The organism is Streptomyces sp. WAC 06738, from assembly GCF_003945505.1.
Lineage (GTDB): Bacteria > Actinomycetota > Actinomycetes > Streptomycetales > Streptomycetaceae > Streptomyces.
Window position 1 is genome coordinate 7407782 of the sequence record NZ_CP029618.1, and the last position, 12399, is coordinate 7420180.

Here is a 12399-nt window from a genome sequence, read left to right on the forward strand (position 1 = left end):
TTGAGCAGCGAAGCAGGGACGGACGAGCTGCGCCGGTCATCCCGCGCCGAGGCGGTCGCCAAGCGGATCGAGGGGCGGATCGCCGAGCAGTCCCTGCCCAGCGGTTACAAGCTGGGCACCAAGGAGAGCCTGCGCCGCGAGTACGACGTGGCCGCGGCCACGTTCAGCGAGGCCGTCCGGCTGCTGGTCTCCCGCGGCACCGTCTCCGTACGCCCCGGCGTGAAGGGCGGCATCTTCGTCGCCTCGCCGCCCGCGCTGGTCCGGCTGGGCCGCAAGATGCTGGAGCTGAGCGGCGATTCGGTGTCGGTCTCCGACTGCCTGGTGGTACGGGACACCCTGGAACCGCTCGTCGCGCAGGAGGCGATGCGCCACCGCACCGACGCCGACCTGGCGGAACTGCGCAGGCTCGCCGAGGAGATGGCCGCCGAGGGGCTCTCCGCCGCCGACTACCTCGCGGCCAACTGGGCGCTGCACCGCAGGATCGCCGAGATCACGCCCAACCAGATCCTGCGCCACACCTACGTCTCGCTGCTGGAGTTCGTCGCCAGCAGGCTGCGCGGCGTCACCGCCGACGAGCCCAGCCGGATCAACCCCGAAGGCCCCGCCGTTCACCGCGAACTCGTCGAGGCCATCGCCTCCGGCAGCAGGCCGCGGCTCGACGCCGCCATGGAGGCCCACGCCGGCCTCACCGTCACCCCCAGGGAGCCCGGATGAGCACAACGGCCTCGTCTGCCACGACGGCGCTCGTGGTGATCGACGTCCAGAACGACTACTGCCACCCCGACGGCGTCTTCGCCGCGGCCGGGCTGCGGGTCGCGGACCCCGACGGCCTGGTGGCGCGGATCAACGCCCTGGTGGCGGCGGCCCGCAGCGGCGGCCGGCCGGTGGTGTGGGTGCGGATGGAGTGGCCCGACGACGCCGCCGTCGGGCTGCTCGCCGAGCGCAGCCCGTTCCTCCGCGAGCGCGGTCTGCGGCGCGGCACCTGGGGCGCGGAGCCGGTCGCGGGACTCGACCGGCGGCCCGGCGACCACGAGGTGGTCAAGCCGCGGTTCAGCGCCTTCCACCGCACCTCGCTCGACGGCCTGCTGGCCGGGCTCGGCGTCGGCACCCTCGTCATGGCGGGCGTACGCACCGACTTCTGCGTGGAGTCGACCGTGCGCGACGCCTTCTTCCGGGACCTGCGGGTCGTCGTCGCCCGCGACGCCGTCGCCGGGTATGTCGAGGAACTGCACACCGCCAGCCTGCGGCTGATGGGCACCGTCTTCGCCGAGGTCGTCGACGGCGGGGAGGCCGCCGCGCTGCTCGCCGGCGGAGCCGGCCCCGGCCCGTCGCACGAGAGGAGCGGGACCGGTGCCGCTGGTCGAAGTGACGCTCGTTGAAGGCCGCTCGCCGGACCGACTGCGCGCCCTCATCGCCGAGGTGACCCGGGCCGTGGCCCGGACCGCGGACGCGCCGCCCGCGAGCGTCCGCGTGATCATCCGCGAGGTGCCCGCCACGCACTGGGCCGCGGGCGACGTGACCATCCAGGAGAAGCAGGAGCAGAAAGGCGAGGACCATGGACCTCATTCCGCACATCGTTGACGGCAGGGAGACCCGGTCGGCCTCCGGCGAGACCTTCGCCACGGTCGACCCGTGGACCCGCGAGCCGTGGGCCGAGGTGTCCCTCGGCGGTGCGGAGGAGGCAGGGCTCGCCGTCGCCGCCGCCCGGCGGGCGTTCGACGACGGGCCGTGGCCGCGGATGGGCTTCGCCGAGCGCGGCGCCATCCTCCACCGGCTCGCGGACCTGATCGACGAGCACCGCGGTGAACTCGCCCTCGCCGACACCACCGACATGGGCAAGCCGATCGCGGACAGCACCGCCAAGGACGTCCCCCGCTCGGCCCTGAACTTCCGCTTCTTCGCCGACCACGCCCGGCTCTCGGCGGGCGACGCGCTGCCCATGGACAGCGGGCACCACGCCTACAGCCGGTTCGAGCCGGCCGGGGTGGTGGCGGCGATCGCGCCGTGGAACTTCCCGCTGATGCTGGAGACCTGGAAGGTCGCGCCCGCGCTGGCCTGGGGCAACACCGTGGTGCTCAAGCCCGCGGAGGACACCCCGGCCTCCGCGACGCTCCTCGCCAGGCTCGCCCTCCAGGCGGGCATGCCGCCCGGCGTCCTCAACGTCGTGCACGGCTACGGGCCCGCGGCCGCGGGCGAGGCGCTGACCACCGACCCGCGGGTGGACCGCATCACCTTCACCGGCGAGTCCGGCACCGGCCGCGCCATCGCCCGCGCCGCGGCGGCCAACCTCACCCCCGTCAGCCTCGAACTCGGCGGCAAGGGCGCCAACGTGGTCTTCGCCGACGCCGACCTGGACTCCGCCGTCTCCTGGTCGATCAAGGCGATCTTCAGCAACGCCGGGCAGGTCTGCCTCGCCGGCAGCCGGCTGTACGTCCAGCGCGAGGTCCACGACGAGTTCCTGGCCCGCTTCACCGCCGCCGCCGAAGCGCTGGTCACCGGCGACCCCAAGGACCCCGCCACCCAGCTCGGCCCGCTCGCCTCGGCGGAACACCACGCCAAGGTCACCTCCTACCTCGACGGCGTGCCCGCCGACGGCGGCACCATCGTCACCGGCGGCCGGGGCGACGGCTGGACGGTACGCCCGACCGTCGTCACCGGCGCGCCGCCGGAGGCGCGGATCCACCGCGAGGAGGTCTTCGGCCCGGTCGTCGTCGTCACCCCCTTCGACACCGAGGCGGAGGCGGTGGCCGCCGCCAACGACAGCCCGTACGGGCTGAACGCGATGGTCTTCACCGAGAACCTGTCCCGGGCGCACCGCGTGGCGGCGGCGCTGAAGGCGGGCACGGTCTGGGCCAACTGCTTCTTCATCCGCGACCTGCGCGCGCCGTTCGGCGGGGTCGGGGACTCGGGGGTCGGGCGCGAAGGGGGGAACTTCAGCAGGGAGTTCTTCACCGAGCCGAAGGCCGTGGTGATGGCCGTGGCGCCCGCCTGAGACACACCCTCCCCTCCCTCCTTTCCCCTTCTGCACCGTCCCTCTCTCACGTCAGGAGTGCCCGCATGCCTGCTCCCTCCCGGGCCACAGGCGCCGCCCCGCCGTCCGCCGCGGTAGCCGCTGCCGCCGACGCGCTCGCCGCCGCCGCCAGAACCGGCGTCCCCTGCTCGCCCGTACGCGACCTCATCGGCGCCGCCGGCACGGCCGCGGCGTACGCCGTGCAGCGGCTCAACACCGAGCGGCTGCTCGGCGGCGGGCGGCGCGTCGTCGGCCGGAAGATCGGCCTGACGTCGCCCGCCGTGCAGCGGCAACTGGGCGTCGACCGGCCCGACTTCGGCGCGCTGCTGTCCGACATGGCGGTGCAGGACGGCGGCACCGTCCCCGCCGGCAGGCTGCTGCAGCCCAAGGTGGAGGCGGAGGTCGCGCTCGTCCTGGGCGCCGGGCTGCCGCACGAGCAGAGCACCGTCGCCGACGTGCTGCGCGCCGTGGACTTCGCGCTGCCCGCGCTGGAGATCGTCGACAGCCGGATAGCCGACTGGGACATCACCTACGCCGACACCGTCGCCGACAACGCCTCCAGCGGGCTGTTCGTGCTCGGCGGCACGCCGGTCCCGCTCACCGGCGTCGACCTGCGGGCGGTGGAGATGGTGCTCACCCGCGACGGCGAGCAGACCTCGGCGGGCCGCGGCACCGACTGCCTCGGCGGCCCGCTCAACGCGGCCGTCTGGCTCGCCTCCACGCTCGCCGCCGCCGGCGACCCGCTGCGCGCCGGCGACATCGTGCTCACCGGCGCGCTCGGGCCGATGGTGCCGGCGGCGCCGGGCGACGAGTTCGAGGCCCGTATCACCGGACTGGGTTCGGTCCGGGTCACCTTCGGGAAGGGAGAGGCGCGATGAGCGACGGGACATCCGGCCGCACGCCCGGTCGTACGAGGGTCGCCGTCATCGGCTCCGGCAACATCGGCACGGACCTCATGATCAAGGTGCTCCGGCTCTCCGGCAGCCTGGAGATGGCCGCCATGGCGGGCATCGACCCCGCCTCCGACGGCCTGGCCCGCGCCCGCCGCCTCGGCGTGGCCACCACGCACGACGGGGTGGACGGGCTGCTGGAGCTGGACGAGTTCGCGGACGTGGCGATCGTCTTCGACGCCACCTCGGCGGGCGCCCACCGCAGGCACGACGAGGTGCTGCGGGCCGCGGGACGCCGGGTCGTCGACCTGACGCCGGCCGCCCTCGGCCCGTACGTCGTACCGCCGGTGAATCTCGACGCCCATCTGGACGCCCCCAACGTCAACATGGTGACCTGCGGCGGCCAGGCCACCGTCCCGGTCGTCGCCGCCGTCAGCCGGGTCACCCCGGTGCACTACGCGGAGATCGTCGCCTCCATCGCCTCCCGCTCCGCGGGTCCCGGCACCCGCGCCAACATCGACGAGTTCACCGAGACCACCGCCGCGGCGCTGGCGCAGGTCGGGGGCGCGGCCCGGGGCAAGGCGATCATCGTGCTGAACCCGGCGGACCCGCCGCTGATCATGCGCGACACCGTGTACTGCCTCGTCGGCCCGTGCGACGAGGCCGCCGTCGCGGACTCGGTGGCCGAGATGGCCGCCTCCGTGCAGGCGTACGTGCCGGGCTACCGGCTCAAGCAGCGCGTCCAGTTCGACCGCGTCGCCGCCGACGACCCGCTCGGCGCCCTCGCGCCGGAGCCCGGCGACGCGGTGCGGGTCTCGGTCTTCCTGGAGGTCGAGGGCGCCGCCCACTACCTGCCGTCGTACGCGGGGAACCTCGACATCATGACCTCCGCCGCGCTGCGCACCGCGGAGCGGATGGCCGCCGACCGAACCGCGAAGGTGAGCACCCCGTGACCGAGACCCCCGCCTCCCCGCTGTACGTCCAGGACGTGACCCTGCGGGACGGCATGCACGCCCTGCGCCACCGCTACACCGTCGAGCAGGCCCGTACCATCGCCGCCGCGCTGGACGCCGCGGGCGTCGGCGCGATCGAGATCGCCCACGGCGACGGCCTCTCCGGCTCCAGCATCACGTACGGCATCGGCGCCCACACCGACTGGGAGTGGATAGAGGCCGTCACCGACGCCGCCCGCACCGCCGTCCCCACCACCCTGCTGCTGCCCGGCATCGGCACCCTGGCCGACCTCAGGCTCGCGCACCGCCTCGGCATCCGCTCGGTGCGCGTCGCCACCCACTGCACCGAGGCGGACATCTCCGCCCAGCACATCTCGGCGGCCCGCGACCTGGGCATGGACGTGGCCGGCTTCCTGATGATGTCCCACATGGCGGCACCGGAGGAACTCGCCCGCCAGGCCGGGCTGATGGAGTCCTACGGCGCCCACTGCGTCTACGTCACCGACTCCGGCGGCCGGCTGACCATGGACGGCGTCCGCGACCGCTTCCGCGCGTACCGCGACGTCCTCGACCCCGCCACGGAACTCGGCATCCACGCCCACCACAACCTGGCACTCGGCGTGGCCAACACCGTCGTCGCCGTCGAGAGCGGCGCCGTCCGCGTCGACGCCTCCCTGGCCGGCCAGGGAGCCGGCGCGGGCAACTGCCCGCTGGAGGCGTTCGTCGCGGTCGCGGACCTGATGGGCTGGCGGCACGGCTGCGACCTGTTCCCCCTCATGGACGCCGCCGACGACGTGGTCCGCCCGCTCCAGGACCGCGAGGTCCGCGTCGACCGCGAGACCCTGACCCTGGGCTACGCGGGCGTGTACTCCAGCTTCCTCCGCCACGCGGAGTCGGCGGCGGCCCGCTACGGCCTGGACACCCGCACGATCCTGGTGGAGGTGGGCCGCCGGGGGCTGGTCGGCGGCCAGGAGGACATGATCACCGACATCGCCCTGGACCTGGCCGGCACGTGACCGCGGGGGGACGCCCCGCCGCAGCGGCGGCGGGGCGTCCCTCTGGGCCGCGGCGGTCAGTTCGGGTAGAGCTGCTGCCGCGGGATGATCTGCTGGTCCTGGCCCGGGCTGGACCAGAGGAGCTTCATGTGGGCGTCGCCCGTCTGCTCCGCGTACTCGACCTTGAGGGAGTGGCGGGTGCCCGCCTGAAGGTCGACCTGGGCCTTGTCGACGCTGACGCCGTGCGGCGTCCAGTTGTCGATGACGAGCTTGCCGTCGAGCCAGACGCGCACGTTGTCGTCCGAGACCGTGGTCAGGGTGTACGTCTCGGAGCGGCGCGGTTCGACGCTGCCGGTCCAGCGGACGCCGAAGCCGTCGGCCGGGATGTTCTTCGCCGGTGAACCGGTGTACTTCCAGGAGTGGTTGATGTCCGCGTCGGTGCGGGTGACCTTCGGCGTGCCGGTGAGCGCGGGGTTGTCGTAGACCTCCTGCTTCAGGCCGGTGCCGCGGCCCGGTGCGGCCGTCGGGCCGGGGTCGACGGTCAGCTCGATGACGGTGGCGGCCTCGTTGGTGGCGCCGCCGGCGGGGGTGAGGTCGTAGCCGTCGCCGGCCTCGGTGACCGTGACCTGCTGATCGGAGCCGAGCACGCGGGCCGACTTCACGTCGATGTCCGTACGGGCCTTGAGGTGCAGGGCGCCGCCGGCGGCGGGCCACATGGTGACGGAGGCGTAGAGCTTGTCGCCCTTGCGGCTGACGTAGCCCCAGTCGGGCTGCTCGACCAGCCCGCCGAACCCGGCGCCGTAGACGGCGTCGCCCTGGCCGGCGGTGCGCAGCCAGTCGCCCATCTCGCCGAGCCGCCGGACCGAGGGCTCCGGAACGCGGCCGCGGGCGTCGGGGCCGACGTTGAGGAGGTAGTTGCCGCTGCGGGAGGCGGTGGAGAGCAGGTTGCGTACGAGCGAGGCGCTGGACTTCCAGTTCTCGTCGTAACGGGCGTACCCCCAGTGGCCGTTGAGGGTCATGCAGGACTCCCAGAGCTGCCCGTCGACGGGCGCGCCCGGGATCTCCTGCTCCGGGGTGCCGTAGTCGCCGTCGGTCACCCGGCGCTTGCCGACTCGGTTGTTGACGACGAGGTCGGGGTCGAGTCCGCGGAGGTATGTCTCCAGCCGCTCGCCGTCCTGCGCGGTCCAGGGGTTGTGCGGCCTGTCCGTCTCCCACTCGCCGTCGAACCACAGCAGCGCCGGATCGTAGTTGTCGACCAGCTCCTTGAGCTGGGCGTACATGCGCTTCTCGTACCGCGGGAACGTCGCCGGGTCGGCGAAGTCCGGGTCGTGCCAGTCCCAGATCGAGTAGTAGAAGCCGAGCTTGATGCCGGCCTCCTTCGCGGCCTTCTTCAGCTCGGCCAGGATGTCCCGGCGCTTGTCGAACGCCGAGTGGTCGCGCAGGTTCCACGAGTTGACCTTCGTCGGCCACATCGCGTAGCCGTCGTGGTGCTTCGAGGTGATGACGATGTAGCGCATGCCGGCGTCCTTGGCCGCCCCGACGACGGCCTCGGCGTCGAAGTCGGCGGGGTCGAAGGTCGCCGCCTGCTTCTCGTACTCCTCGTTCGGGATGCTGCACTGCCGCTTGATCCACTCGGCGTCGCGGCAGACGCTGCCGTCGGGGCGGGTGTACTCGCCCTCCAGGTTGGAGTACGCGCCGAAGTGGATGAACATCCCGAACCGGTCCTGCCGGAACCAGCTCGTCCGCTCGGACGTGAAGGGGGCGTCCACGGCGTGATCGGTCCCGGGCCCGCTCGCCGGCGGCGCGGCGGCGGGTGCGGCGGAGGGCGCCGCCGCCGCGCCGGCGGGCAGCGCGGCGGCGGCGAGTGCGGCGGCGACGAGCAGGGGGAGTGCGGTGACTCTCCGCGTGGTGCGGGGGCGAGGGGTGTGCATCGCGGCTCCAATTCATCGGATGACCCGGAAGGTAGGAACCGATACATCGGATGTCAATGGGCAGCGCATCGATAATCTGCTGTCAGGGGTGGAGAGTTGCGGGTGATAGATCCGATGTCTAGATCTGCGGGGGCCCGTTCAGGCCCCGCATGCCCGGGCTACGTGAAGCGCAGCTTGTCCTTTCTGGCCAGGTGGAGGGTGAGGAACGCCTGGCCCGCCATCGCGCCGATGCGGTGCTCGCGGCCGTAGTACGTGTTCTCGCCGGACGGGCCGTACGTGCGGCCGTCGTCGAACCGGGCCATCATGGCGAGCTGCTCCTCGTTGTGGCGGCGCTCCCAGGAGGCGGCGGCCGGGTCGATGCCGGTGTCCTGGGCGGTGAGGGAGACCAGCAGGTCGAAGTTGCCGAAGTAGAAGGGGAAGTGGGTGCCCCAGTCGTTGCCTTCGGGGTAGTAGATCTCGCCGCTGCGCGGCTGGTAGATGGTCTTCATGGTGCCGTCGGGGGCCGGGAAGGGCAGGTCGACGAGGGCGGAGTAGACGCGGGTGATGTTGTGCAGGGCGGCGCGCGGTGCGGTGCGCCCCGCGAGGCCGTAGACGAAGCCCTCGTAGAGGCTCTGGTCGAACGCGACCATGTAGAGCGGGTGCAGGATGTGGTGGTTGTCCAGGGTGCCGTCGTCGGCGATGTTCGTGCCCTGCAGCCAGGTGGACAGCTCGATGCCGTTGATCGTCTCGCCGCCGGTGAGGTCCGCGGGGCAGGCGGCGGCGGCCAGCAGGAGTTCGATGTTGCGCCGGGCCCAGACGGGGGCGCGCGGGTCGCCGGGCATCATGGCCTCGGCCAGCGAGAGGACGGCGGCGCTCCAGTTGTCCTCCTCCGCTTTGCTGTCGCCGGGGGTGACGGCCGTGCCGTCGCGGCGCTTCTCGTAGAGCTGTTCGCCGGAGGTGCCGATGAGGTGGACGTCGTTGCCGGTGGTGAGCCGGTCCGCCTCCCAGGCCGTCATCGCGGCGAGGTGGCCGCGCTCCCGGTCGTCCAGCTCGTCCCAGAAGAGCCAGCCGGCGAGGGCGGTGTAGTACGCCCACAGGGCGCTCTGCCAGGCGTTGCCCCAACGGGTGGCGGGATTGGTGTTGTTGGCAAGGTGGCGGGCCGCGATGGTGCGGATCAGGTTGCGGGTGCGGATGGTGGCGTTGGCGGCGGAGAGGGTGCGCGGGTCGTAGACGCCGGTGACCAGGGCGGTGGTGGCGGCGACCGCGGCCATGGCGGGCAGGCGGATGGCGCGCTCGTCGGTGCCGCGGAGGTCGATGTAGCCGTCGGGGAGGTAGGAGCGGTAAGTCCCGGCGTACCAGGGGCCGATGAGATAGCGCGCGCTGCCCGCCAGGATCGCCTTGACCCGCTGTCCGGCGGCGTCGTCGGCGCCGTACGAACCGATCCGGGCCCAGTCGATCGGCACCACCCCGCCGGGGGCGACGGCCGTTCCGGCGGCCCGGGCGGCGGCGGGGAGCCCGAGGGCCGCGGCGGCGCCGGCGGCGGCGGAGGCGCCGAGGAGATGGCGGCGGGACAGACGGTGCGAAGAGGTCATTCGGCGCTCCTGCGGTCTGTGAGGTGAGTGTCTCTGTGGATTCTCACGTGGGAATGGCATCTGACAAGGGGCGGCGTCGATACGCTGCCCCTCACTCGGGGCCGCCGGAGAGGAGCCGGCGGCCGCGCCGCGCCGCGTCGGGAGGAGATCCGTGGAGGACGAGTCGCAGTCGGGGGAAGCGAGCCCGGCGGTGCAGAAGCGGGTGCGGGAGAGCTTCGACCGGCAGGGGCTGATGCGCCATCTCGGGGCGCGGATCTCCCTGATCACGCCGGGCCGTGTGCACATCGTGCTGCCGGCCCGGCCCGAAGTCACCCAGCAGCACGGCTACTTCCACGCGGGCGCCACGAGCGCGATCGCGGACAGCGCGGGCGGGTACGCCGGGTACACGCTCTTCCCCGAGGACGCCGACGTGCTCACCGTCGAGTACAAGATCAATCTCCTGGCGCCCGCGGTGGGCGAGCACCTGGAGGCGGTGGGGACGGTGCTGAAGTCCGGGCGGACCCTGACGGTGTGCGGTCTCGAGGTCTTCGGGCACCGCGCCGACGGCGTGCGCAAGCTCGTCGCCAACGGCCAGCAGACGCTGATCCGTGTGCCGCGGGAGCGATGACCCCGCGTAGGCTGGCCGTGACCTTGTGGGGGGTTTCCGATGCGCCGAGTCCCGGCGGGCTGCGCCGTTCTGATCGCTCTGCTGGCCGGGTGCTCCGGCTCCGGTGAACTCGACCCGGTCACCGGTGAATGGGCGGCCGACGGCGCGCAGCCCGCGGGCTTCGCGCACTTCGCACAGAACGCGACGATCAGCGTCGACGGCGGCAAGGCCACGCTCGGTACGCCGCCGTCGAGCCTGTGCGGCGGCGCGACCGTGGAGGCGACGGGCGACGACGGCTTCCGGATCGCCTTCGCCGGGGCGAACTCGTGCGTCACGGTCGACGTGCCGGTGAGCCTCGACGTCCGGGTCGAAGGCGACACCCTCCGGGCCACCCCGACCGGCGCCCCGGGGGACGCGGTGTTCCGCTTCCGCCGCGCGGACTGAACGGCGGCGCGGTCCGCGGCGGCGGTCCGCGTCAGTCGATGCGGCGGGCGAGAAGGGCCGCCTGGGCGCGGTCGCGGCAGCCGGTCTTGGCCAGGAGGCGGCTGACGTGGCTCTTCACGGTGTGCTCCGAGACGACGAGGCGGGCCGCGATCTCCGCGTTGCTCAACCCCTCGCCGATCAGGGTGAGTACGTCGTGCTCGCGCGGGGTGAGGCCGGCGACGCGGTCCAGCTCCGTGCGGCGGGTGCGGCGGCCGGCGGCGTAGCTGCGGATGAGGCGGCGGGCGACGCTCGGGCTCAGCGCGCCGTCCCCGGCGGCCGTGGCCTCGACGGCGGCGGTGATCTGCTCGTACGACGCGCTCTTGAGCAGGAAGCCGCAGGCGCCGCCGGTGAGGGCCTCGTCCACGTACTCGTCCATGTCGAAGGTGGTGAGCATCAGCACCCTCGTACGGTCCAGGAGCCCGTGCTCCGCGAGCCGGGCCAGCACCCACAGCCCGTCGTGGCCCGGCATGCGCACGTCGAGCATGAGGACGTCGGGCGCGAGATCGCGGGCCAGCCGCAGGGCGTGGTCGCCGTCGCCCGCGGTGCCGACGACTTCGAAGCCGGGGCGGGTTTCGAGCATCAGGCGCAGCCCGTCGCGTACGACGCGCTCGTCGTCCGCGATGACGACGCGCACGGTGGCGGCCCCGGGGTCAGCGCTCGGCACCGACGGGCCCTCCCGCCGGGGACGTCGCGGGGGAGACCGCGGAAGCGGCCGCCGAAGGATCCGCCGGGGCCGCCGCCGGGATCGTGGCCGTGACGGCGAAGCGGCCGTCCGGCGCCGGACCCGCGGTGAGGTCGCCGCCGAGGGCCGCGATGCGCTCGCGGAGCCCGGTGAGGCCGACGCCGCTGCCGGGGGAGGGGGTGTGGCCGGGCGGCGGCGGGCCGCAGTCGACCCGCACCCGGGCGCCGCGCGCGTCGGCGCCGACCCGGATCTCGACCTCCGCCCCCGGCGCGTGGCGGCGGGCGTTGGTGAGCGACTCCTGGATCAGCCGGTACGCCGCGAGCTGCACGGGACGCGGCAGCGCGGCGGCCGGCTCGCCCATCTCCAGGCGCACCCGGCCGCCCGCCCGCTCCGCGGCCGCCACCAGCCGCGGCACGTCGGCCAGCCGGGGGGCCGGGCTGCGCGGGGCGGCCTCGCCGGTCTGGTCGCGCAGGACGCCCAGCATGTCGCGCATCTCCGTCGTCGCCTGCCGGCCCGCGCTCGCGACGGCGTCGATGCCCTCGCGCGCCCAGTCCGGCAGTTCGCCGGAGCGCGCCCGCAGCGTCTCCGCGTGCAGGACGAGCAGCGTGAGGGAGTGGGCCGCGACGTCGTGCATGTCGCGGGCGATCCGCACCCGTTCGGCCGCCGCCGCCCGCTCCGCGCGCAGCGCCTGCTCGCGCTGGGCGTCCGCCGCGCGCCGCTCGGCGGCGGCCAGTTCCTCGCGCCGGCCGCGCGCGGCCAGCCCCAGCGCCCAGGCGGCGGGCAGCGGCGCGAGCACGGCCAGCACGTCGGAGCCGCCGCGCCAGTCGTCGGCCGCCGTGGCGTGGTTGACCACCACGGCGACGGCGACGAGCGCCGCGCCGCCGGCCAGGGCGAGCGCGGAGTGCCGGGGCGGCGCGTGGGCCCCGGCCGCGTACAGCGCGAACGCCAGCGGCAGGACGGCCAGCGGGGTGAGCCCCACCTCGGCCCACGCGCAGGCCACCTCGGTGACGACCAGCGCGAGCAGCACCGCGGCCAGCGCCGCCAGCGGGCGTCGCCTGCGTACGGCGAGGCCCAGGGCGGCGGCGAGGCCGTAGCCGGCGAGGGCGAGCCAGCCGGCGGCGGAGCTGTCGGTGGTGGCCTGGTCGAGGAACGCCGGGGCCAGCGCGGCCGCCACGACGGCGATCTCCAGCGCCGCCACGGACCCGGGGCGGGCGGCGGCGAGCAGGGCGGGGGTGTCGGGCGTCGCGGTCATCGTCCCGAGCGTACGGGGACGGCACGCGGCCCGGCGCCGTCCGCGG

General features: G+C 74.1%; 13 protein-coding genes. 9 read left to right on the plus strand and 4 right to left on the minus strand.

Features of this window, described 5'->3' with window-relative positions; translation table 11 throughout:
- The 7 genes from DMB38_RS32235 to dmpG all read left to right on the plus strand — a co-directional run bounded on the left by DMB38_RS32235 (position 1) and on the right by dmpG (position 5869).
- Positions 1 to 714, plus strand: coding sequence for an FCD domain-containing protein (locus DMB38_RS32235; RefSeq protein WP_125938125.1), 714 nt, complete (start codon positions 1 to 3; stop codon positions 712 to 714).
- Complete coding sequence (locus DMB38_RS32240) at positions 711 to 1379, plus strand: isochorismatase family cysteine hydrolase (RefSeq protein ID WP_125938126.1); 669 nt, start codon at positions 711 to 713, stop codon at positions 1377 to 1379. The genes DMB38_RS32235 and DMB38_RS32240 overlap by 4 nt, the downstream gene beginning before the upstream one ends.
- On the plus strand, positions 1351 to 1581 hold the full coding sequence (locus DMB38_RS32245; protein WP_240662580.1) for a 2-hydroxymuconate tautomerase: 231 nt from the start codon (positions 1351 to 1353) through the stop codon (positions 1579 to 1581). Before DMB38_RS32240 ends, DMB38_RS32245 begins: the two co-directional genes overlap by 29 nt.
- Complete coding sequence (locus DMB38_RS32250) at positions 1556 to 2992, plus strand: aldehyde dehydrogenase (protein WP_125938127.1); 1437 nt, start codon at positions 1556 to 1558, stop codon at positions 2990 to 2992. Before DMB38_RS32245 ends, DMB38_RS32250 begins: the two co-directional genes overlap by 26 nt.
- A gap of 65 nt (positions 2993 to 3057) precedes the next feature.
- Positions 3058 to 3888, plus strand: a complete 831-nt coding sequence (locus DMB38_RS32255) for a fumarylacetoacetate hydrolase family protein (RefSeq protein WP_125938128.1) — start codon at positions 3058 to 3060, stop codon at positions 3886 to 3888.
- Complete coding sequence (locus DMB38_RS32260; RefSeq protein WP_125938129.1) at positions 3885 to 4853, plus strand: acetaldehyde dehydrogenase (acetylating); 969 nt, start codon at positions 3885 to 3887, stop codon at positions 4851 to 4853. Before DMB38_RS32255 ends, DMB38_RS32260 begins: the two co-directional genes overlap by 4 nt.
- Positions 4850 to 5869, plus strand: a complete 1020-nt coding sequence (gene dmpG, locus DMB38_RS32265) for a 4-hydroxy-2-oxovalerate aldolase (RefSeq protein WP_125938130.1) — start codon at positions 4850 to 4852, stop codon at positions 5867 to 5869. Before DMB38_RS32260 ends, dmpG begins: the two co-directional genes overlap by 4 nt.
- 56 nt (positions 5870 to 5925) lie before the next feature.
- On the opposite strand, the gene DMB38_RS32270 is transcribed toward dmpG, so the two are convergent.
- Both DMB38_RS32270 and DMB38_RS32275 read right to left on the minus strand, forming a co-directional pair.
- Complete coding sequence (locus DMB38_RS32270) at positions 5926 to 7779, minus strand: alpha-L-fucosidase (RefSeq protein ID WP_125938131.1); 1854 nt, start codon at positions 7777 to 7779, stop codon at positions 5926 to 5928.
- A gap of 158 nt (positions 7780 to 7937) precedes the next feature.
- The gene (locus DMB38_RS32275) at positions 7938 to 9350 is read right to left on the minus strand and encodes a hypothetical protein (protein ID WP_125938132.1); all 1413 of its coding nucleotides are present in this window, start codon (positions 9348 to 9350) and stop codon (positions 7938 to 7940) included.
- 151 nt (positions 9351 to 9501) lie between these two features.
- Here DMB38_RS32275 and DMB38_RS32280 point away from each other — a divergent pair, with 151 nt between their 5' ends.
- Complete coding sequence (locus tag DMB38_RS32280) at positions 9502 to 9957, plus strand: PaaI family thioesterase (protein ID WP_125938133.1); 456 nt, start codon at positions 9502 to 9504, stop codon at positions 9955 to 9957.
- 39 nt (positions 9958 to 9996) lie between these two features.
- On the plus strand, positions 9997 to 10380 hold the full coding sequence (locus tag DMB38_RS32285; RefSeq protein ID WP_125938134.1) for a hypothetical protein: 384 nt from the start codon (positions 9997 to 9999) through the stop codon (positions 10378 to 10380).
- 31 nt (positions 10381 to 10411) lie between these two features.
- Here DMB38_RS32285 and DMB38_RS37310 read toward each other — a convergent pair whose 3' ends face one another.
- Positions 10412 to 11083, minus strand: coding sequence for a response regulator transcription factor (locus DMB38_RS37310; protein WP_276314982.1), 672 nt, complete (start codon positions 11081 to 11083; stop codon positions 10412 to 10414).
- Positions 11070 to 12353, minus strand: a complete 1284-nt coding sequence (locus DMB38_RS37315; protein ID WP_240662581.1) for a sensor histidine kinase — start codon at positions 12351 to 12353, stop codon at positions 11070 to 11072. The genes DMB38_RS37310 and DMB38_RS37315 overlap by 14 nt, the downstream gene beginning before the upstream one ends.
- Positions 12354 to 12399: the final 46 nt, after the last annotated feature.

Bases quoted from the DNA above. Each gene is read 5' to 3' on its own strand.
- DMB38_RS32240 (WP_125938126.1), top strand. From the start codon at position 711: ATGAGCACAACGGCCTCGTCTGCCACGACGGCGCTCGTGGTGATCGAC.
- DMB38_RS32250 (WP_125938127.1), top strand. From the start codon at position 1,556: ATGGACCTCATTCCGCACATCGTTGACGGCAGGGAGACCCGGTCGGCC.
- DMB38_RS32255 (WP_125938128.1), top strand. From the start codon at position 3,058: ATGCCTGCTCCCTCCCGGGCCACAGGCGCCGCCCCGCCGTCCGCCGCG.
- DMB38_RS32260 (WP_125938129.1), top strand. From the start codon at position 3,885: ATGAGCGACGGGACATCCGGCCGCACGCCCGGTCGTACGAGGGTCGCC.
- DMB38_RS32270 (WP_125938131.1), bottom strand. From the start codon at position 7,779: ATGCACACCCCTCGCCCCCGCACCACGCGGAGAGTCACCGCACTCCCC.
- DMB38_RS32275 (WP_125938132.1), bottom strand. From the start codon at position 9,350: ATGACCTCTTCGCACCGTCTGTCCCGCCGCCATCTCCTCGGCGCCTCC.
- DMB38_RS32285 (WP_125938134.1), top strand. From the start codon at position 9,997: ATGCGCCGAGTCCCGGCGGGCTGCGCCGTTCTGATCGCTCTGCTGGCC.
- DMB38_RS37315 (WP_240662581.1), bottom strand. From the start codon at position 12,353: ATGACCGCGACGCCCGACACCCCCGCCCTGCTCGCCGCCGCCCGCCCC.